General features: G+C 73.4%; 1 pseudogene. It reads right to left on the reverse strand.

Going from position 1 to position 417, the window contains the following annotated elements:
* Positions 1-417 (reverse strand): annotated as a pseudogene (locus tag ACLZOT_RS50125) (hypothetical protein); the annotation flags it as partial.

A 417-nucleotide genomic window follows, 5' to 3' on the forward strand; every position in this document is an offset into this window, starting at 1 on the left:
GGTCGACGGTGGCGAGTGCTGCCGCGTGCCGTCGGGCGGCCAGCTGCTCCAGGAGGGCCTGACGCTGCTGAGGATCGGTGCCGACCCCGGCTCGGGTGAGAGCCGACTGGAGCCGACGCGTGATCCTGGTGTCCTTCTCGCGATCCGGCGGCGACATCGCGGCGAGCTGGGAGGCCAGGGCCACTGCCCGCAGTGTCGCGCGGTCCTTGGTGATCTGCGCGGCATCGCGGTTGCGGGTGGCGATGCCCAGGCGGGAGAGGAGCCGCTCGCGTGCTTCTCGTCCGAGCGTCGCCAGGAGCCCCTGCGAGGTGGCGTCCGGCTTGTGCAGCCGCAGCTCGATGCCCATGGCCAGGTGCCAGAGCACGGCTGCCATGACGGGGCCGACGAAGGCCCGCACGGTGCCGCCCACCGTGCCGG

This window comes from Streptomyces sp. 4F14 (assembly GCF_048159485.1).
Lineage (GTDB): Bacteria > Actinomycetota > Actinomycetes > Streptomycetales > Streptomycetaceae > Streptomyces.